Below are 22,100 nucleotides of genomic sequence, written 5' to 3'. Positions count from 1 at the left end.
TAACAAAATATTAATTTTGAGTAATTTTTCAGCTTAAGATAATTGTTAAAATAAAGCACGCAAAGCTAAATTCAAATAATTACCATTAAAAACAAACAGTTATACAAAATACTTACCGCACTAAGTGATAAAGCAAACATTCGTATTTAATATATACTCTCTCTCGCTATCATCATTATTTGTTATTTAATTACCCTCATTCCCCGTTTTGTGGAAACAACAGCCGACCCTTTGTGGTCGGTTTTTTTTCGTTTCGTGAAAATATGATCACGTCCTGTGATATTCATCACTAATTATATCGCGACGGTTAACTGTATTTCTCCATAATAACCTCATCATTTCTCCTTATTTCAAAACCCGATTTTCTTAATAATTGCTATCTAATCACCTAAATTAATAAGGTATTTTAGGAAAGTTATTAACCGGTAATTGTGGAGAGGCAATGTTAGTCACTGACCGTTCAGATCCGTTACTATAGCCAAAGTCAGACCAATCCCGCTGAAAGCCAGCGGGAAGACCGTTAGACTGCCGGTGCCACGTAATGCCTTCTTTATTCAACTGTTCAGGGAACCTCATGCCACAACAGGACCAGCTCGACAACCTCTCCAAAGCCAGAATGCTTCTGGCAACCCGCCGTTTTCTAAAACTCGACGAGTGGCTGTTGTCACAGATGCGTGGCTGGCAAAATCAGGGCGAAGGTCACAGCGATTATGGCCTGCTGATGCACCCGTCCACCCTGTTTACCGGGACAGAATCTCCCCCGCTTAATCCGCTGGAAATACTCAGCGACTGGGCGCAGCAGTGTCCGCAAAGCTACCACGCCCATGTGCTGCTGGGCATGGTCTGGCATGAACACGCCTGGATAATCCGCCAGCCGCAGGGCGAAAATGAGACGGAAGATCACCAGTGGCTTGGCGCACAACTGTGCTGTGATTATGCGGTTCTGGCGTTTTTACGTGCCATAGAATTGCATCCGCGTCCGACCCATGCCCTGCGTCATATGATGAATCTGAGCGGCGGTTTCGGCGAGCCGTACTGGCTGAAAGCCCTGTTTGCCGGTGAAATCCCTAAGCCCCTGCATGAGAAGTTTTCAATTCAGGGCAGTGAAATCTGGCAGGCTGGCGTGGCACATCTCCATGCCCTTGGTTTTGAACCCGCAACCCACTGGCCGCAGGCGTTGCCGGTAGCATTACAACAAACCCGCAAGCCCGGCGAAGACGCGCTGGATTACTGGCTGCGGATGGCCATGTCAGTACGCCATGCTGATGCCGGCACCATGGCTTCCTATCTGTTATTCCATTCCGCGTTCTGGGGTGGCAGCGACGAGCAACAGATGCAGATTATCGACAGTCCGCTTTGTGCTGAATTCAGTGATGAGGAGCGCAATCAGTTCCGCGCTACTGCTATGTGCGATGCCCTCTCCGGGGACATCGCTGACCGCGAGTCGCCACGGGCGCTTGAATTACAGCAACGTTTAGCCGCGTTGCTGGCGACACCTCTCGAACCGGCGACCCGCATCCGTCTGCTGGATCTGGCCGGGATTTGTACCGCGTACTGGCAGGATGATGATCAGGCCGGACTGGCCGTTTATGACGAATTATTTGCCGTTTCCCCGCAGGCGATGCCCGGCCATTCCGCGCAGATGTTTATTTCGCGTGCCGTGCTGGCAAATGGTCACGAGGAAGGGTTGCCGGTCCTGACACAGCTGCTGACCCGCGGACTGAGTCAGGCCAATGATCCGCTGCTGGTGGCGTTTGCCGCCACTGCGCTGCAATTTGGTTTGTACGGATTACCCGCCCGGCCGGAGCTGAGCGACGGCCTGATGGAGCACGCCTGGTCGCTGATCCAGCAGTCCGGCGATGATCAGCCGCTCAGCGATCTGGTCACACTGGCGCATGACATGGCAATCAATGACGATATTGACGCCGCGCATTTCCTGATGACCGGCATGGCCCGTCACGGCAGCGCCATTCACTGTTATGAGCTGTATTTCTTCTACCGCAACGGCTGGCATCAGGATGTGCCGGAGCACTATCACAACGACAGCAATGCGATGGATTGCGTGCTCAGCGCCGCCCGTTCCGACATGGTGCCTGCCATGTTTACCTGTGCCAACGCCCTGCGTGAAGGGTTGGGTGGCGAACCGGATTACGGGCAGGCGATGCAGTGGTATCAGCGCGCCATGGACGCCGGACACCTCTCCGCCGCCTACTTCCGCGCCAGCTGCGCGCTGGATAATGGCTCAGACGCCGAAAAACGTCAGGCGGCACAAACCTGGTTACCTGAAATTCTGCACAATCCGGCACACCCTGATCGGGCCGACGCCGCCTATACCCTCGGCATGGCATATCTGACCGGTACCGGCGTAAAGAAAAACCGCTACCTCGCTGATAAATTCATGGAATTCGTGCTGGAACTGAACCCGGAATCGGAGGCCGCGAAACAGGTTCACGACGATCTCAACGGTTCCCTGCGCGCCAGAATGAATCTGTGGCAGGACAAGCGGAAGGCCGAAGTGGAAGATCCGGTGGCGGAGTTTCGTTTGCAGGAGCCGCTGCAATAGCGGGCTGATATCTTGGGTTGCCGCCCACTCCGGCCTTAAGGGTTTTAAACGGTATAGACCGGCCACATGGGTAACAGTTATAAATGGCATAGCAGAGGACAGCTCCCTCCCCTGCGAAGGGGAGGGTTGGGGTGGGGTATTAATGCAAAATCAAAAAGTTGAAGTGCTCACCTCAACTTCCTTTTCGCTTGTAAAACCCCCTCCCAACCTCCCCCTTCGCAGGGGGAGGAGCAAAATCAAAACCCCGGTTGATGCGGTCGACTCCCTCCCCTCCCTGGGGGAGGAGCAAAATCAAAACCCCGGTTGATGCGATCGGCTCCCTCCCCTGCGAAGGGGAGGGTTGGGGTGGGGTATTAATGCAAAATCAAAAAGTTGATGTGCTCACCTCAACTTTCTTTTCGCTTGTAAAACCCCCTCCCAACCTCCCCCTTCGCAGGGGGAGGAGCAAAACACGTCGTTTTTCTTACCTCTCCCTCAGCGATTCCTTCACCTTATTCAACGGTTTAATCAGATAATCCAGCACACTTTTCTGGCCGGTTTTAATGTCTACGTTCGCCACCATGCCGGGCACAATCGGGAACTGGCGTCCGGCTTTGTTGGTCAGGAAGGCTTTATCGGTACGGACATACACGCGGTAGTAATACTGGTCACGCTTTACTTCGTCCTGCAAGGTGTCCGGCGACACGCCTTCGACCTTGCCGTCGAGGTCGCCATATATGGAGGAATCGTACGCTGAGATTTTTACCGTGGCAGGCAATCCCGGACGGATATAGGCGATATCACGCGGATTGATGCGGGTTTCGATCAGCAGCTGATCTTCAATCGGCACGATTTCCATCAGCTTACCGCCGGGTTGTAATACGCCGCCGACGGTGGAGACCTGTATGTCTTTGACGATGCCATGCACCGGCGAATACAGCTCAGACCGCGTGACCTGGTCTTCCTTCCCGGCCATCACCTGCAATTCGGCGTCGAGATCGGCGTTGTTTTTTACCTGCTCCTCACGCGCGCGCACTGCGTACTGGTTAACGGCATCGTCAATTTTTCCGCGCAGTTCACTGGCCTGACGTTTAAGGCGGATCACTTCCACCTGCCCAGCCGCGCCTTTTGCCACCAGCGGTTGCGTCATGTTGATTTCGTCATTCACCAGTTTGAGCGACTGTTGCAGATTACTGACCGTTTCATCCCGGTTCTGCTTGCGCGATAAATACAACTGCCGTTCACGCGCCACCAGTTCGGGGGATTTCATGGTCTCCGGACTGAATTTCAGCGGTGCGCCGGTCAGTTCGGCACTCAGACGTTCAGACGATGCCCGCAGTGTCCGCACACGGGAAGCCGCTTCACCGTAGTTCGACTGCGAACGGGTCGGGTCGAGCTGCGCCAGAAGCTGGCCGCGATTGACCACCGAGCCTTCCTGCACCATCAGTTTTAAAATCACGCCGCCGTCAAGGGAATCTATCTGCTGCGCCTTGCTGGATGGCGTCACCTTGCCGGTGCCGACGGTGACTTCGTCGAGCACGGCAAAACGCGCCCAGACGAAAAATACCAGCAAACTGGCCAGCGTCACCCAGATAATCCACGACACTTTGCGGCTTTCGGCTTCCAGTTCATCATGCAATGTCAGATGTGCCATGCGGTGTCCTTAGCAGCTCAGGCTGCGCCTTGTTTTTTATCGTCCACCACGGCTGCCGCCGGTGCGGGCGTGTTACTGGCCGCTTTGGCGAGGATCTGATCCCGTGGCCCGTCAGCCACCACCCGCCCGTTATCCATCACCACAATTCTGTCCACCAGTTTGAGCAGCGCCGGACGGTGCGTCACCACGATCATCGTGCGCCCCACCAGCCAGCCGTGTAACTGGCGGATGACGTAATCTTCCAGTTGTTCATCCATGGAGGCGGTCGGTTCATCCATCAGCACCACCTGCGGATTACGCAGGATCATGCGGCTGAGCATCACCATCTGCCGCTGGCCGCCGGACAACCCGCGCCCACCTTCATTGATGATTTTATCGAGGCTCGAGGCATCCGCCTGCACCATCGACAGCGCACCGCTGATCCGCAGCGCCTGGATCATTTCCTGATCGGTGGCATGCGGATAACCCAGCATCAGGTTCTGGCGCAGGGTGCCGAAAAACAGCCGTGAATCCTGCGACAGATAACCCAACTGGCGGCGGATATCGGCCGGTTCAACTTTGGTCATGTCGACACCGTCGATCAGGATTTTCCCCTGTGACGGACTGGCCTGGCCGGACAGCAATTTCAGCAGGGTGGATTTCCCCGCGCCGACTTTGCCGAGGATCGCCACCCGTTCGCCCGGTTTGATCTCCAGCTGGCCGATGCCTAACACGTTCGGCGCGTTTTCTTTGTCGTAGGTGTATTGCAGATTGCGCACGTTGAAATGACCGCTGAGCGTCGGGCAATGCGACAGCTCAGCATCCGCGGGGCGATCGACAGGTTTTTTAAGCAATTCATCCAGCCCGCGCATGGCGCTTTTGGCGTGCTGCCAGCGGGAAAAGACCATCGTCAGCTGCATCAGCGGCGCGATGGTGCGTGATGACAACATGCTGCTGGCGACCAGCGTCCCGGTGGTGATATCGCCGCTCAGCACCAGATACACCCCGAACACCAGCATCCCGCCATAAGTCAGTTGCTGCACGGTAGAGGCCCAGCCGGTCAGGCGTGCGCCCCACACACGTTGCTTCATGCCCACCGCCGCGCTCACTTCGTGGGTCTGTTCCCACTGACGCTGAAAATAGGCTTCCGCCTGCAATGCCTTGATGTCTTCGATGCCTTCAATGGTTTCTACCAGCACGGCGTTGCGCAGCGCGCTTTCACGCATCCCCTCTTTCGCCAGTTTGGCCATCGGCCACTGGATCAGAATGCCGGGGATGACAATCAGCGGGATCGCCAGCAGCGGGATGATCACCAGCGGGCCGCCGATGAAAAACATAATGCCGAGGAACAGGAACACAAACGGCATGTCTGCCGCCGCGCTGATGGTCGTTGAGGTCAGCAGTTCGCGCACCTGATCGATTTCGCGCAGTTGAGAAATAAAGGAGCCGGTGGATTTGGGACGGTCGTCGTTTTTAATGTTCATCGCCCGCACGAAAAACAGCGAGGAGACTTTCAGGTCGACTTTTTTGCCCATTAAATCGGACACCAGCGTGCGCATCAGACGGATGACATATTCCATGCCCGCCGCCAGCACCACGCCGAAAAACAGCACCCACAATGTCGGGTAAGACTGCGCCGGGATCACGCGGTCGTACACCTGCATCGAGAACAAAATCCCGGCCAGCGCCAGCACGTTACCGAGAATGGACGCCAGCGAGATCTCGGCAATTTTGCGTCCGGAGCCACGAAAATTCTCCCAGAACCAGTGCTTTTTATGCGGCTGAACAAACTGGTCGATACGCTGATCGCGCCCGCGCGGCGCCACGCCCACCAGAAAGACCGGCCCGTTGCTTTGCTCCAGCAGCAGCACCAGTTCGGCGGAACGCAGTAAATCGCCGCCGTCGCTCAGCCAGTAATCCACCGTGCCGTCGTCGTGCAGATTTTCCAGTACCGCAATGCCGCCCTGTTCGAGGGTGATCACCGCAGGCAATACTTCCTGACGCCAGCGCACCTGATTCCAGCTGACCATACCGACCTGAAGTCCCATCAGACCGCTGAGCCGGTCGAGCTGACGCCGCAACGGCTGATGTTCAAACCAGCGCATTTGCTGGCGGAGATAGAGCGGATCTGCTGGCTTACCGAATGTTTCGGCCACACGCCCCATGGCGCTTATCCAGACGTCGATCGACAAAGGTGTTGTTGCTTCATTACTCATTTCAACCTCGTTATCGAATGCTTCTGGGTTATTCCCGTCCTGCCCGTGCGTTACAGCGACGGGATGGTGTCACCTGTTTGTTTCTGGCGGTCGATGCCTAACATGTCGACCAGATTGTCGACCGCAGCGGCGTAACGCACCGTGGCGTCCCAGCCGTCATACAGCGCGCCGATGCGCGAGGTGTCGGCCTGAAAGACGTCCTGCTCGACGCTGAGTAAATCGTTCAGGCTGCGCTTGCTGAGTTTGTATTCGTCCTGATAGACGCTGCGGGTGTGCGTCGCGCTGCCGAACTGTTCCTCGCCTGCAAGCTGGCGCTGCTGACCGCCGATCATGTCGGCATAGGCCGTTGACGCTTTCTGGTTGATATCCAGCTTGGCTTTTTCCACTTCGGCCTGCGCCGCCTGCCGCTGGCCTTCTGCCGCGCGGACTCTGGCGCTGACCGCGCCGCCCTGATACACCGGCGCATCCACCGCCAGCTGAACCTGATCATCCCAGTAAGAACCGCCACCGCCGCTGTTTTCATAGCGCGTGCGTCCCGCCTGTACTTTCAGGGTCGGCCAGTGCTGGGCCTCGTTCTGATTCACTTCTTCGATCGCCGCCTGCTGTTTGGCCTGTGCGGCGCGAACCAGCGTGCTGCTTTCGTAAGGGATTTTGTCGAGGGTCACTTTCTGATCCAGCAGGCTTTGCGGCAGATCCGGCAGATTGTCGGAGACCACGCCGGTCAGCACCGTCAGTTGTGCCTGTGCGGAGCGTTGCTGCGCGCGGTATTGTTCGACGGTGGCTTTCATACCGGCAATGCGCGTTTCCGCCTGCAACACATCGGACTGAGAACTCAGCCCGGCGTCGGCGCGCAGTTTGGCGGTGTCCCGCACCCGTTCAAGAGAGGCAATGTTGTCACGCGCCGCCAGGCTCAGTGCCTGATAGCGTTTGACCGAGAGATAGGCCTGCATGGTGCTGAGCGCCACGTCGGTCATCGTGCTGTAAAGCGAATAGCGATAGGAGTCAGACAGGTATTCCTGCTGACTGATGCTGCCGCCGGTACGACCGAAGTCATACAGCAACTGGCTGAGCTGGACACCCGCCGAGGCGTTGTTGCTCAGGCTGCCCGCGGAGTCGGTCTGATGGGATTTTCCCGCCGTTCCCTGTAAGGAAATCTGCGGATACCACGCACTTTTGGCCTCATCAAGATTGCCTTTGCCGACGCGGATTTGCGCGGCGGCCTCGGAGATTTGCGGATTGCGCGCAAACGCCCGCAGGATGGCATCCTGTAACGTCAGGCTGGCACGCATTTCTTCCGTTGGCGCGGCCTGCCAGTTAAATTCCGGCTGTTTCACCGCAGCCATCACATCCGTATTCCCTGTTAACCCGGTCAGGCACAAGGTGCCCAATATGACGGTCAGTGACCGCATCACCCTCTTATTTTTCATTACCGACACCACTTAATTACGCCGATTGATTTTTTGGTACTGCGCCTCCCCCTTCGCAGGGGGAGGAGTACAGAAATTAACTCTGTTGTACGTGCAGACCGTGCTGCACCAGAACGTCTCCGAGAGTGTTTGAGGCATCCATAGATGCGTTGTGGTACACGTCAAACGTCAGGCCATCGACGGTGCGTTGTCCGGTTTCACTCCATGCGCCGTCGGTTCCCATTTGCAGATTGACCAGACTGCCTTCGCCGCCTTTGATGATCACTTCATCCGTCGGGTTATCCTTCACGCTCAGCGCCTCATGCAGATTAAGTGAGATGCTGTTGGTGCCGGAATTACCCAAATCGAAGATATCGATGTGTTCAACTTTCAGCCCGAGAACCGTCAGATCCAGATGCTGATTGGTGCCCGCCAGCAGCAAGGTATCGACACCGGTACCGCCGTCGATCAGACCGAAGTCCAGCGTGTGAACCGCAATCACGTCATCGCCGCTGCCGCCCACTGCCACACCGTCCGTTGCCGTCAGATCGAGGGTCACGCCACCGATGGAGAAGGCCGTGTCCGCGTGCGACGTGGTGTCAGCGGTGGTGGTGGTGCCGGATTCCGTGGTCGCCAGCGAAGACACCAGCGTGCTGGTGGCGTGCGTGGTGTCGCTGGACTCCGTGGTGGAGGTGGTGGAAGCCTCGGATGTCAGACTGGCCGCCGCCAGCGTGTGCGTGTTGCTGTCTTCAGCAGACAGTGACGTTGCCATCAGCGTGGCGGTTTCTGGCGGTAAGCTTGAACCGACCGTCAGCCCGACGTGAGCATCGAAACCGTTACCCGCCGCATCCACCGCTTTCAGTTCAACAATCGCGCCGAGCAATGCGTTCAGTAAGCCCACCAGCCCGTAACTGCTCAGCAGGGCACTGGATAATTTCACGGTCCACGATCCATCCCCCTGCACGGTCCCGGCCAGCGTATTGCCCAGCAGAGTCACACTGACCTGACCGCCCTGTGCGATGTTGCGGCTGGTCCCGCTCAGGGTCAGACCCTGACCACCCAAAATGCCGCCTACTACACCGAGCGTCAGCCCGAGCAGTGGATTCAGCGCCACCAGCGGCAGGGCATGCGTCAGTACGCTCAGCGGGTTAGAGATAATCGCGGTGTTGCCCACAAGATCCGCAACCGAGACGGAAACCTGCGTTGAGCCATCCGCCAGCCCTTTCAGTTCTGCCGAGGTGAACGGCACACTCCACGCGCCGTTGGTGATGGTGCCGGTGTGTGTTACGCCACCAATACTGACCGACACCGTGCCGTTGAGCAGGTTGGAGGTACCGGTGATGTTGGTGTTGACCCCGGCCTCGGCGGCATTGAGATACTGGTCTCCGCCAAACAGGGTATTGACCAGCAGCGTCGGCAAGGTGTGGATCCCCACCGTCGCCGTGGCGTTCCCGCTGACGGCGTGACCGGCGGCGTTAGTCACCGAGGCACCGACGTTCAGCGTTCCGTCCAGCAGGCCCGACAGAGTGAGCTGCGGGACCGCCACGCTGAAGGTACCGTCGGCTTTCACCAGCGCCGTCAGGGTATTGCCGCCCACGTTCAGGGTCACGGTCGATCCCTGCGCGTTGGTGGTGGTCCCGCTGATGGTTTGGGTCAGCAGCGCATCTGCCGCGTTCAGCAGGCCATCGCCAAACAGCGGGTTAAGCGTGATGGTTGGCAGCGACTGCGACACCACATTCAGCAGACCGGTGACAGAGGCCGGGTTACCGGATCCGTCCGTCAGGCTGGCGACCACCGACTGCGTGCCGTTAAGGATGGCGGAGAGATCGAGCGCCGGCACGGTGACACTGAAGATGCCGCCCGCGCCCACCGTCGCCAGATAGTTTTTGCCATTCAGGGAAACCTGAACCTGCGTGCCCTGCGCCACGTTGGTGGCGACACCGCTGATGGTCTGTCCGGTCAGCAGGTCAACCACATTCAGCACGCCGTCACCGAACAGCGGGTTAAGGACAATCGACGGCAGATTATGGATACCGACATTCAGCCCCACGGTATTGGACGCCGTGTTGCCCACTGCATCGGTCACCGAGGTGACGATGGTCAGATTGCCGTCCAGCAGCCCGGCCAGTTGCAGCGGTGTCAGCGACGCGGTGAATTTGCCGTCACTGCCTACGGCGGCCGTCAGATTAATCAGCCCCCCGCCGATGTTGATATTGACCGTTTCACCGACATGCCCGTTGGTGACTGTCCCGCTGATAGTTTGCGTCAGCAGGGCTTCAGCCGCGTTGAGGATGCCGTCTGCACCGAACACAGGATCCAGCACAATTTTCGGTACTGCGTTGATGATCGAATTCAGCGTTCCGCTGGTGGTGCTGGTGTTACCGCCGCTGTCGGTCACGGAAACCCCGACCGTGAAGGTGCCGTCGCCGAGGGCTTTCAGGTCACCCGGTTGCAGGGTGATGCTGAACGCACCGCTGGCATCGGTTGCGCCGAGGAAGGTTTTCCCGCCCAGCGTCACCTGCACCTGCGTCCCGGTGGTCACGCCGCTGACCGTACCGCCAATCACCTGCGTGGTCAGTGCGTCAGCCGCATTCAGCAAGCCATCGCCCAGAACCGACGTGAGGTTAATGACCGGTTTGACCAGATCCAGCACCGCGTTCGCCACCGCACTGCCGACGTTGCCCGCCGCATCGGCGACCGTCACGCTGACCGCCGCAGTGGTACCACTCAGCAACCCAAGAACGGACGGCGGAACGGTGACCAGGAAATGCCCCGTCGCATCGACCACGCCGTTAATGGTTTGCGTGCCGACCTGCACGGCGATTGCTGTACCCGCCGCCACATTGGAAACAGTACCGCTGATGGTCTGATTCACCAGCAGATCGGCGATATTCAGCACGCCGTCGCCAAATACGGTGTTGAGCACCACCTGCGGCAGATTGTGGATGGCAATCCCCACCGGAACAGTGGTGGTGGAGGTGTTACCCGCCGGATCCGTCAGGGTGATCCCCAGATTCAGATTGCCGTCCAGCAACGCGCCCAGATCGCCCGGCTGGATCTGAAGGTCCCAGGTCCCCGCCGTCACGGTGGTGTTGTAGGTTTTACCGCCGAGGGTCACGGTCACCAGAGTGCCGTCAACCGCCGTCGCTACCCCGCCGATGGTTTGCGCCAGCAGCGATTCCGCCGCATTCAGCAGACCGTTGCCGCCAAACAGCGGATCCAGATCGCCCAGAACCGGAAGCGTTTTAATGACGTCCAGATTCAGCACGGAGGCTTTCACGTTGCCTGCGGCATCGGTGAGGTTAATGTTGAGCACCTGCTGGCCTTCACCCAGCGCACCGAGTAACGCCGCCGGAATGTTCAGCGACCACGCGCCGTTCGCCCCGACAATCGCCGAAAGCGGCGTGCCGTTGATGACAGTCGAGACCACCGATCCCACGCCCGCGCCAATCGCCGTCCCGCTGATGGTTTGCGCCACCTGCGATTCCGCCAGATTGAGGAAGCCGTCCGTCAGCCCGAGACCGCTGGTCACATTCAGTGCCAGCAGTTTGTTGAAGAAGATATCCAGACCGGTGCTGACGCTGGTGGTGTTACCCGCCTGATCCGTCACGGTAGCTGCCAGAGTCAGGGTGCCGTCGTTGAGCAGAAGCAACTGCGCTGGCGTCAGGTTGAGCGTCCATGCCCCGCCCGGCTGGATCACTGCCGTACCAATTGACGCACCGCCGAGAGTGACGTTGACGGTCTGACCGTCTGCCCCGCTGGAGGTACCGCCGACCAGTACGTTGGCCAGCGATTCCACCAGGTTAATGACGTTATTACCGGCCACCACATCCAGCGCCAGTAACGGTGCGGCGGTATCAACGTTCACGGTATGCGGAACCGCCGTGCCCACGTTGCCTGCCGCGTCTGTCAGCGTCGCGGAGATCACGTTGGTCGCGCCGCTACCTTGTGGTAATGCCTGCAAATCAGCTGCCGGTACGCTGACGGACCAGGTGCCGCCTGCCTGTACGGTGCCGCTGTAGGTTTTGCCATTCAGGTTGACAACCACCACACGCCCCACGTCGCCGGCATCCGCCGTACCGGTAATCAGCTGCGCGGATTTCGACTCGGTGCTGTTGAGAACATCGTCGCCGGTAAAGGCATTGATCGTCACCGTTGGCAAGGTGGTATCCACCAGCACGCCTTGTGTGGCATTGGTTAATGGATCCAGTGTTGACGCGGTAACCGTCGTGGTGGTGCCATTGGTAAATTCAGTGGCAGCCACAGACACCGACCAGACGCCACCGGTGACCGTCGCCGTGTGCGCCACGCTGCCCACCGTCACGATAACCTCTGTGTTGTCCGGTACGTTCAGGGTTTTACCGGAAACGGTTATGTTCAACGGACTGCCATCCGCCACATTAATGATGTTGTCGCCGGTGACCGGATCGATACTGATGGAGAACGCTGGCGGTGTCAGGTTGACCGTGATTGGCGCTGAAGCCCCTGTTGCCGGGTTACCCGCCAGATCGCTCACCGTGACGCCGATCGTCTGCCCGGTGGTCAGCGTACCGAGTTCAGCCGGTGTCAGCGTCACACTCCATGAACCGTCACCCAGCACCGTAGCCTGATGGCTGATGCCGCCGACGGAAACCGTTACCTGCTGCCCCGCCTGCACGTTCACCGTGGTACCGGTGATGGTTTGCGTGCTCTGGCTTTCGGTATAGGTCAGGTCAAAACCGGCACCGGCGAAGGAGGTCACCGCCACCGTTGGCAAGAGCGTCACGGCAATGCCGACATCCGCCATGGCCGAACCGGTATTGCCGCCGCCGTCGGTGACGGTGACGGTGATTTCCTGCGGTCCCTGTGGCAGATCGGCGAGTTCGCCAGCCGTCAGAGGGGCTGACCAGTTACCGTTCGCATCCACCGTGACACCGGGGATCGTCAGACCGCCAATGGTCACCACCACGGTTTGATTTGCCCCCGTCAGCCCCGTCGTCCCGGTCAGGGTCTGCGTGACCCCGGCTTCGGTCGCGTTCAGGTAACCGTCGCCAAACGGCGTGTCGATGGTGACATCCGGCACGGTGAGATAGCTGGTGAATGGCAATGTCGCTGGCGTGGTGTTGCCTGCGGCATCCGTCACCGTCACGTTGATATCGTGCGTGCCACTGCCCAGAGAGTTCAGCACGCCCGCAGGCAGGCTGACCGCCCAGTCGCCCGTCGTCGGATCGACGGTCGCAGTATAAATGGTGCCGCCCACGTCGATGGTCAGTTTGACGTTCTGGTTGTCGCCGGTGATGCCGGTGTTACCGGTGATGACGTTCACACCCGCGGCTTCAGCGATATTCAGACTACCGTCAAGGAAAGGTTCATTGATAACAGGTACCGGGGCAGAAAGATGCGACGTGAAGGACAGGGTGGCATCGGTATGGTTGCCCACGCCATCGGTCGCCGTGACGGTAATCAGGTGTGCCGCCGTCGGGGTGCCAAGACTGGCCAGCTGCACAGGTGTCAGGTTGAGGCTCCAGTTGCCGGTAACCGGATCAACCGCGGCGGTAAACGGACTGCCGGTCATGCCTGCAATCGCCACGCTGACGGTTTGACCTGCGCCTGTCACGCCGGTGGACCCGGTAAGCGTCTGGCCGCCCACAGCCGTCGATTCGGCAATGTTCAGCGTGCCGTCACCGAACGGCAGATTGATGGTCGGTGCCGGCACGTTGTGGATTTGCACGTCAACCGACGCCGTCAGCGGCGAGGTGTTGCCCGCGCTGTCGGTGACAGTCACGACGACCGGCCAGGTGCCGTCCTGCAAGCCCAGCAACTGCGCTGGCGTCAGGGTAACCGTCCAGGTTCCGGCAGCAGAATCCACATCCACCGGCACCGCGTTACCGTTAATCACCACCGTGACGGTCTGACCCGGCGAGGTAATACCGGTGGTACCGGTAATGGTGCCGCCCGCTGTGGCTTCATCGAGATTCAGCACGCCGTCACCGAACGGGATATTGATTCCCGCCACAGGCAGAACATGCGTCAGCGCCGTGAAATCGAGCGTACCCGCTTCACTGCTCGGGTTACCCGCACTGTCTGTCGCCGTCACCGAAATGGTGTGCGTGGCATCCGTCAGCCCCAGTAACACAGAAGAAGGCACCGTGGCGGTCCATACGCCATCCGCCCCGACGGTCGCGGTGACCGCCGTGCCATCTATCGTCACCGTCACGGTCTGGCCTGCGCCGACAATGCCGGTGGAGCCAGTGATCAGCTGGGTTGCGCCCGCTTCGGCGGCATTCAGCACGCCATCCACAAACGGCGTATTGATGGTCGGTATGCCCGGTTGGGTCAGTGCCACATTGAGGCTGGCGCTGGAAGAAGCCGGGTTAAGCGCCGTATCCGTCGCCGAGACGCTGATCTGTATTGGCCCGTTGTCCAGCCCGCTGAGCAGACCCGGTGCCACGACGGCAGTCCAGCCTGTTCCGAGGGCATTTACGACACCGGAGATCGGATCCGCCAGCCCCGGAATGGTGACCAGCACGGCAGTGCCCGCCGCCAGCCCGCTGCTGGTGCCGTTCAGGGTAAACCCGGCGGCCGCTTCGGCAATGTTCAGCACGCCGTCACCGGCAATCAGACCGACCGTCAGGGTTGGCAGTGAATGCGTGGCCAGGGTGAAATTGCCCGAGCCGGTGACAATGTTGCCTGAGGTGTCAGTGACGCTGACGCCGAAGGTTTTGTTGCCATCGGTGGTGAGCGCCTGCACATCCGCGCCCGGAATGGTCAGCGACCAGACGCCCTGATCGCTGGCGGTGGTCAGATAATCCTTACCATTGAAGGTCACTTTGACCGTCAGGTTAGGATCGGTGGTCCCGCTTACCGGGACGCCCAGCGCGGCTTCGGCCAGATTGATGATGCCGTCACCGCCGGTATCCACGGTCACGGTCAGCAACGGCGGAATAGTATCCACGGTCACATCGTGCGTGCTGGTGGCGACGTTTTGCGCCACGTCATCCGCAGTAGCCGTAAAGGTGTTGTTGCCGGACGGCATCGCCTGAACCTGCGCGGCGGTCATCGGGAAGCTCCAGCTGCCGTTGGCCTGCACGGTGGCCGTATAGGTCGCCGTGTAGTCTTCGCCGGTAATGACCACCGTCACCGTGCCACCCACAGGAATATGCGTGGAGGTGCCGCTCACGGTCATGCCCTGATTGTGTTCGGTGATATTGATGTAATCATCGCCGGAAATGGCGTTGATGGTCAGGGTCGGCAGGTCGCCCGGCTGGGCGATCACGGTGGCGTTATGCGACGCTGACGCCGGGTTACCGGCCAGATCAGCTGAAGTCGCTGTTACGGTAATCGGCCCGTCGGACAAGGTCGCCAGATCCGCCAGCGGCACGGTTGCCGTCCATTCGCCATTCGCACCGACGAGGGCATTGTAGTTTTTGCCGTTAAAGCTCACCACCACCGTCTGTCCGGCTTCGAGATTGGTGGATGTCCCGGTGATCGGGATATCCGCACCTTTTTCTACCGCATTAATGTAATCATCTTCCGACACCGCTGTGATGGTCAGCGTTGGCAAGTCAGCCGCCGCCGCATCCACGGTGAAGGAATGATTGCCGGTGGTGGTGTTACCGGCGGCATCAGTGATGGTCGCGGAGAGTGTGTAAGTGGTATCTGCCAGCGCCTGTACCACAGAACTTGGCAGCGTGAAGCTCCAGGTTCCGTCCGGCTGGACGATCGCCGTGTAGGTCACATTGTTGAAGCTCAGCACCACAGAAACCGTTTGTCCGGCATCCGGGATGTCAGAGGTACCGCTGATCACCACCGGCTGCAAGGTTTCCGCCGCATTAATAATGTCGTCCGTCGCCACCGGATCAAAGCTCAGCGTTGGCAGCGTGTAATCCACGGTGATGGCGCTGTTGGCCGTACCCGCATTACCCGCGCTATCGGTAGCCGTGACCACAATGTTTTGCGGACCTTCGGTGATTAACTGCAAATCCGCCGCACTGATATTCACCGTCCAGATACCGGCCGCATCGACAGTCGCCGCATGATCCACACCGCCGATATTCACAACGACGGACTGACCTGCGCCCGTGACGCCAGTGGTCCCGGTGAGCGTCTGGTCGGTGTCTGCTTCGCGCTGATTGAGGAAAGTATCGCCGAACGGCGTATCGATGGTCGGCACCGGCACGTTCTGCGTCGCCACTTCGATACTGACCGGTGGCAGCGTGGTGGTGTTGCCTGCCGCATCGGTCAGTTCAGCGGTCAGCGGATAACTGCCGTCGGCCAGACCGTCGAGGGTGTTCGCCGGAATGGTGGTGCTCCAGCTGCCGTTTGCCTGTACCTCTGCGGTATAGGTCTGGCCGTTGAAGGTCAGTGTCACGATCTGCCCGGCATCGGCCGGATCGCTGTTCCCGCTCAGGGTGATCGGCGCGCCAGCTTCAGCGGCGTTAATCACGTTATCCGTCGCCACGAGATCCAGCGACAGCGCTGGCGGCGTGAAGTCCACGTCCACCGAACCCGGCAGCGTGCCGGTGTTGCCAGCGGCGTCGGTCACCGCCACCGTAATCGTGTTGGTACCTTCACCGAGACCCTGCAAATCTGCCGCAGGAATAGTGACTGTCCAGCTTCCGTCGGTCGCCACGGTGCCGGTGTAAGGCGTGCCGTCAATGGTGACCGTCACCGTCTGGCCGTCGCCGGTCAGCCCGGTTTTCCCGGTCAGGGTCTGATCGGTCGCGGCTTCCGCGCTGCTCAGCAAGCCATCGCCAAACGGCGTGTTGAGCGTCGGTTGCGGCAAGGTGGTGTAAATGCCCAGATCCTGCGTGGTGGTGACCTCTCCCTGATCGGTGGTCACGGTGGTCACAATCACATGACTGGTGCCGTCCGCCAGATTCGCGACATCCCCCGACGGAACATTGACCGTCCAGTTGCCGTCGGCATCGGTCTGTGTGGTGTACGTCGCGGTGCCCAGTTTGACGGTGACGTCAGTGCCTTCCGGTACATTGGCGGTTTTACCGCTGATGTCAAAACCGGTACCCGCTTCGGTGGCATCGATTTTGTTATCGCCGGTGATCGGGTTGATGGTTACACCGCCCAGTGCGCTGTTCACGGTGAAGTCTTCACTGTTAACAGCAGGGTTACCGGCTTTATCCGCGACAGAAACCTCAATGGTTGCCTGGCCGTTTTGCAGCGTCTGCAAGGTCCCCGCCGGAATGCTGACGCTCCATGCGCCGCTGGCCTGCACTGTGGCTTCATACTCAATGCCGCCGACAGTCACGATGACCAGTTGCCCGGCTTCCACATTGGTCGTCGTGCCGCTGACGGTTTGCGGGTTGGTGCGCTCTGCGCCATCCAGCGTGCCGTCTCCGGCAAAGAGATCAATGTCGATGGTCGGCAGGAATGCCGGATCCGCTGTCACGGTCACCGGTGCGGTGGCGGTGCCTGCGTTACCGGCGGCATCGGTGACGGTCGCGGTCAGGGTATAGGTGCCGTTGGCGACGTTCGCCAGCGCATCCGCCGGAATGTTCACCGTCCAGCCGCCGCCTGCTGCCACGGTGCCGGTATAAGTGTGTCCGCCAATGCTGATAGTGACGGTATCCCCCGCCTCACCCGCCCCCGCCGTACCACTGACCGGAATAACCGCTCCGGCGTCGGCGGCATTGATGGTGCCGTCGCCCGCCACCGGCGTGGTGATGGTGACAACGGGCGCGACAGTATCGATGGTCACCGGCGCACTGATATTGCTGGTGTTGCCTGCCGCGTCAGTGACCGCAACCTGTACAGCGCCAGGTCCCTGCGGGAGGGTCTGCAAATCCCCGGCCGGGACGGTGGCGCTCCAGTTCCCGCTGGCATCCACTGTCGCAGGGTAACCATTACCGCCGATGGTAACGGTGACAGTTTGTCCGTCGCCGCTGACGCCGGTGCTGCCGGTCAGGGTCTGACCCGCCGCCGCTTCACTGGCATTAAGCTGGGTATCGCCAAACGGCGTATTAAGCGTGGCCGCCGGTACGGAATGAATGATCACGCCGAAGTCGCTGCTGCCGGACACCGGATTGCCTGCTGCATCGGTCGCGCTGACTTTCACGGTGTTATTGCCGTCATTGAGCAGTGCCAGATCGGCGGCCGGGATTTGTGCGCTCCAGGCACCGCCGACGCCAACCGTTGCCGTGTAGGTTTTGCCGTTCAGCGTGATGGTCACCACGCCGTTAACCGGCACGTTGCTGGATGTGCCGCTGAGGGTAATACCCGCCGCCGCTTCACCGGCATTAAGCTGGTTATCACCCGCCACCGGATTGACCGACAGGCCACTGAGCAGGTTGTTGACGGTCAGGGTTTCGCTGCCGGTCGCCACATTCCCGGCTTTATCCGCCACGGACACGCTGATTTGTGTGGTGCCGTTGGCAAGAAGCGCCAGATCCGCCGCCGGTACGCTGACGCTCCAGCTACCGCTTGGCTGAACCACCGCCGTGTAAGAGTGACCGTTGAGCAGGATCAGCACCGTCTGACCGGCTTCCACATGCGACGTCGTTCCGCTGAGTTGCTGTGCGGTTTTTTGCTCCGCGCCATCCAGCACGTTGTTGCCCGCAAAGGTATTGACGCTGATGGTCGGGCTGTTAGCCGCATCCGCCGCCACCTGCACGCTGGAATTGACCGTGGTGCTGTTACCGGCGGCATCAGACAGCTGAACTTTCACCGGATAGCTGCCGTCTGCCACGCCGTTAAACGTGGCAGCCGGGACGGAAACGCTCCACTGGCCGTTGGGTTGCACAATGCCGGTATAGGTTTCGCCGTTGAGGGTGACGGTGACCGTACGTCCTTGCTCAGAAATCGAGGCCGTGCCGGTGATCGCCACACCGTCCGCCGCTTCTGCGCCGTTGATGTAACCGTCGCCGGAGACCGGATTGACGGTCAGCGTCGGTGCGGTGAAATCTGCGCTCGCATTGCCGCTCACGCTGGCAGTGTTACCTGCGCCGTCGGTGGCATTGACGGTGATCGGCACATTGCCCGCCGGTAAAGCCTGCAAATCGGCCGCCGGCACTTTCACTGTCCAGCTACCGTCTGCGGCGACGGTGGCGTTATAGGTGTGACCACCCAGCGTAACGGTAACCGTCTGACCATCGCCAGTTTTGCCGGTGGTGCCGCTGAGGGTCTGTCCGGCGGCGGCTTCTGTCGCATTGAGCAGGCCATCAGTAAACGGGGTATTGAGGGTTGGCACCGGCGCGACGTTATCCACACCGACGGAGACGCTGTTATTGAGCGTCGTACCGTCCAGCGCCTGAACGCTGGCGGAAAGTTGCAGGCCAGCGGGATCCGTTCCCAGAGATTGTAAATCGGCGGATGACAGTGCCAGAGACCATTTGCCGTTTGGCTGCACCAGGGCAAGGCGGATCAGTGAACCGAACGTCACCGTCACCAGCGCAAACGGCGCGACGCCGAGCGTGGTCCCGGTGATCAAAATACCGTCATTGGTTTCGGTGACGTTGATGACGTTGTCGCCGGTCACCGGATCAATCGCGATGCCATTGTCAGTGGAATCCACCGTGAAGGTATCGTTGCCGGTCGCCGGGTTACCGGCTTTATCAGACACGCTGACATTGATGGTTTTCGTGCCGTCGGTCAGCGCGACCATATCGGCTGCCGGAATGATCACACTCCAGTTACCGCTGGCCTGCACCGTGGCTTCATAGGTATTGCCGTTGAGCGTAATGGTGACAATCTGACCCGCTTCGACGCGGGTCGTGGTCCCGGTCAGCACCTGAGCCGTCTGCACTTCTGCGCCATCCACGGCGTTATCACCGCCAAACGCATTCACCGTAATAACCGGCTGAACCGTGGCATCCGCGACAACGTGCAGCGGGCTGGTGCTGGTGGTGCTGTTACCCGCCGCATCCGTCAACGTGGCGCTGACGGTGAAATCACCGTTCAGACCGGTCAGGGTACCTGCCGGAATTTGCGTGCTCCATGCGCCGTTATCGCCGACCACGGCGGTAAAGGTATTGCCATCAATGGTGATGGTGACCGTTTTGCCCGCGTCAGCCACTGAGGCGGTACCTGACAGGGTCAGTGCGCCCGCCGCTTCGGCCAGACTGATTTGCCCGTCGCCCGCCAGCGGATTGATCACCAGTGTTGGCGCGACGGTATCGACGGATACGTTGGTAGTCAGCGAGTTGTGGTTACCGGCAGAATCGGTGACGTTCACCACCACAGAATTCTGGCCCTGCGGCAGGGTTGATACCGCCGAGGCTGGCAGCGTGACGGTGTAAGTGCCGTTTGGCAGAACCGTGCCGGTGTAAGTGTGGCCGTCGATCACCACGCTGACGGTCTGACCCGCGCCTTTCAGCCCGGTGTTACCGGTCAGGGTCTGGTTAGATCCCGCCTCGGTATTGTTGAGCACGCCGTCGCCGCCAAACGGTGGCGTCAGGGTGACGTCGCCCGGATGCGTAGCCACATTGACGCTGGCGTTGACACTGACGCCCGCCATGCTGACTTTGACGGTGGTCGCGCCATCGGCCAGCGCCTGCAAATCAGCCGCCGGGACGTTGATGCTCCAGGAACCGTTTGCCGTGGTGGTGCCGGTATAGGTTTTGCCGTTCAGCGTCACCGTCACGACGGTGCCAGCTGGGACGTTCGAGGCAATCCCGCTGATGGCCAGCGGTGACTGCGCTTCGGTCTGGTTAAGCTGGCCGTCACCGGAAATCGGGTTCACCACAATCCCGGCGAGGGACGCATTGACGGTCACATTTTCGTTGGTGGTGGCGGTATGGCCCGCGGTGTCTTTCACGGTCGCGTTGATGGTCAGCGTACCGTTTTCCAGCCCGAGCAGATCGGCGGCAGGCACGGAGACACTCCATTTGCCATTGGCCAGTACCGTCGCGGTATAGGTTTTGCCATTCAGCGTGATGGTGACAACCTGACCGGCGGTGACATGGGTCGTCGAGCCGCTGATGGTCTGATTCACCTGACGTTCCGCGCCATCGAGCACGTTGTCTCCGGCAAAGGCGTTCAGGGTGATGGTCGGCGTGGTACTGACCACCGAGGTATTAACCGTCAGATCATGGGTTACCGTGGTGCTGTTACCGGCAGAATCGGTCAGCGCGACACGGATGTCATACTCGCCGTTCGCCAGCGCCGCGACGCGGTTGGCCGGAACAGTGACCGACCACGCGCCATTGCTGCCGACGGTCGCGGTGTAATTCACGCCGTTCAGGGTGACGGTGATCGTGCGCCCGGCTTCTGACGCGGAGGCAGTACCGGAGACAACCAGCGGCTGGTTGTGTTCGGCAGCGTTGATAATATTGTCGCCGGAAACGGCGTTGACGTTGATGACCGGCGGTGTGGTGTCGACCACCACGGTGACGCTTTTGCTGATACTGGCGCCCGCACTGTTGGTCACTTTCACGGTCACCACGTAAGTGCCGTCCGCCAGTCCCTGCAATTCACCGGCGGTCAGCGGTAAATTCCACGCCCCGCCGCTGCCAATTTTTGTGGTGTAGGTTTTGCCGTTGATGGTCAGGGTGATCGTATCACCCGCTGCCACGTTGGTCGCCACGCCGGAGAAGGTTTGGGTGCTGCGCACTTCCGTGGCGTTCAGGCGGTTATCACCGGCGAACGCGCCGAGCGTCAGGGTCGGGGTATCGCCGCCCTCGTTGCCGCCGTTATTGCCGCCATTGTCGCTGCTGCTGCCACCACCGCCCCCGCCGCCACCTGCGGCAATCGCAATACCCGCACCCAGCGCGATAACGCCCAGCACGGCACCTAAGACCGCGGGATCAAAATTGGAAGAATCAATAACCAGCGCGCCCACGCCCGGAATGGTTTCATAGGCGGGAACAATCGGTACCGCAGCCGCAGTGGCCCCGGTATCGACAAAAGCGGCGTGCTCAATCGGATGCACGCCGTCATCGAAAATCAGTTCACTGTGATGGCCTTTGCCATCGGTGTCGAAGAAGCTGTGGTAGCGGACCGTGCGGCCATCCTTCATGTGGATGACCAGATCATTGCCGACACGCTCGTAGCTGGTGACGGCATCACGCGTGGCATGCACGCGTACGATACTGATTTGATTGAGGGTGACGTCCTGGCTGGAATTTGAAACCTGAGAGATTACCGCACCGTTTGTACGAGAAAGAACATCTGTCACTACGCTACCGTTCTGAGCCATGTTGTACCCCTGTAACACCAGTTGTTGCCCACACGTGCAAAGAACCGCTGTGCCGGTTATCGGGGCAGAGCAGTTCCACATGTATGAAGACCATTAAGAAAAATGGGTATACTTCCAACTGGTGTTTGGGACGTCATAGACTACAAAACAAACAAAATACAGCGTCGTTAATGCA

At 59.7% G+C, this 22,100-nt stretch carries 5 protein-coding genes; 1 reads left to right on the top strand and 4 read right to left on the bottom strand.

Annotated features, from left to right (window positions below; all coding sequences use genetic code 11):
- Positions 1-574 precede the first annotated feature (574 nt).
- Entirely contained in the window at positions 575-2,563 is a 1,989-nt protein-coding gene (locus J9880_RS14315; RefSeq protein ID WP_119822556.1) for a DUF4034 domain-containing protein, read from the top strand.
- 463 nt (positions 2,564-3,026) lie between these two features.
- Here J9880_RS14315 and J9880_RS14310 read toward each other — a convergent pair whose 3' ends face one another.
- The 4 genes from J9880_RS14310 to J9880_RS14295 form a co-directional block, all read right to left on the bottom strand.
- Positions 3,027-4,196, bottom strand: a complete 1,170-nt coding sequence (locus tag J9880_RS14310; RefSeq protein ID WP_095922811.1) for an HlyD family efflux transporter periplasmic adaptor subunit — start codon at positions 4,194-4,196, stop codon at positions 3,027-3,029.
- A gap of 17 nt (positions 4,197-4,213) precedes the next feature.
- Positions 4,214-6,391, bottom strand: a complete 2,178-nt coding sequence (locus J9880_RS14305; RefSeq protein ID WP_232769510.1) for a type I secretion system permease/ATPase — start codon at positions 6,389-6,391, stop codon at positions 4,214-4,216.
- Between the two features lie 50 nt (positions 6,392-6,441).
- Positions 6,442-7,818 carry a TolC family outer membrane protein gene (locus J9880_RS14300; RefSeq protein ID WP_232769509.1) on the bottom strand — a complete coding sequence of 459 codons (1,377 nt, stop codon included), beginning with the start codon at positions 7,816-7,818 and terminating at the stop codon, positions 6,442-6,444.
- A 76-nt stretch (positions 7,819-7,894) separates the two neighbouring features.
- Positions 7,895-21,925 (bottom strand): Ig-like domain-containing protein, encoded by a 14,031-nt coding sequence (locus tag J9880_RS14295; RefSeq protein ID WP_232769508.1) that lies wholly within the window; start codon positions 21,923-21,925, stop codon positions 7,895-7,897.
- Between the last annotated feature and the right edge of the window lie 175 nt (positions 21,926-22,100).

This window comes from Rahnella victoriana (assembly GCF_021276285.1).
GTDB classification, from domain to species: Bacteria; Pseudomonadota; Gammaproteobacteria; order Enterobacterales; family Enterobacteriaceae; genus Rahnella; species Rahnella victoriana.
Note: the sequence above shows the minus strand (reverse complement) of the source record. Positions and strands in the feature narration are given on the sequence as shown.

What these genes read in the sequence shown, in the direction of transcription:
- J9880_RS14300 (WP_232769509.1), bottom strand. Translation starts at nt 7,818, where the DNA reads ATGAAAAATAAGAGGGTGATGCGGTCACTGACCGTCATATTGGGCACC.
- J9880_RS14315 (WP_119822556.1), top strand. Translation starts at nt 575, where the DNA reads ATGCCACAACAGGACCAGCTCGACAACCTCTCCAAAGCCAGAATGCTT.
- J9880_RS14295 (WP_232769508.1), bottom strand. Translation starts at nt 21,925, where the DNA reads ATGGCTCAGAACGGTAGCGTAGTGACAGATGTTCTTTCTCGTACAAAC.
- J9880_RS14310 (WP_095922811.1), bottom strand. Translation starts at nt 4,196, where the DNA reads ATGGCACATCTGACATTGCATGATGAACTGGAAGCCGAAAGCCGCAAA.
- J9880_RS14305 (WP_232769510.1), bottom strand. Translation starts at nt 6,391, where the DNA reads ATGAGTAATGAAGCAACAACACCTTTGTCGATCGACGTCTGGATAAGC.